This is a genomic window from Mesorhizobium sp. M7A.F.Ca.US.006.01.1.1 (genome assembly GCF_003997935.1).
Classification (GTDB): Bacteria; Pseudomonadota; Alphaproteobacteria; order Rhizobiales; family Rhizobiaceae; genus Mesorhizobium.
In genome coordinates this window covers 1-260 of the sequence record NZ_RZQL01000557.1, presented here as the reverse complement: position 1 = coordinate 260, position 260 = coordinate 1, and the positions used below count along the sequence as shown (strand labels likewise).

Below are 260 nucleotides of genomic sequence, written 5' to 3'. Positions count from 1 at the left end.
GTTGTTGGCGGTGATTGTTTCGCCCGAGGCCAGCCGCACGCCGGTTGCCCGACCATTGCTTTGAACGATCGAAGCGACATCGGCGCCGGTGCGGATGTCGCCGCCGCGTTCCCGGATCAAAGCCTCGAAGGCAGCCAGCAGGTTTCTTGCCCCGCCCTTGACGATCGGCGCGCCCGCCGCCTCAAGCGCGAAGGCGATGACCTTGGCGATCTGACCGGAGAAGGCGTCTTCGGGGCCAAGCCCGGCATGCAGCACCCAGG

The 260-nt window shown here is 66.9% G+C and carries 1 protein-coding gene; it reads right to left on the bottom strand.

The genetic code is table 11. From position 1 onward, the window contains the following. Positions 1-260, bottom strand: a 260-nt coding sequence (locus tag EN943_RS37470; RefSeq protein WP_206522902.1) for an FAD-dependent oxidoreductase, incomplete at both ends; no start/stop codon positions are given.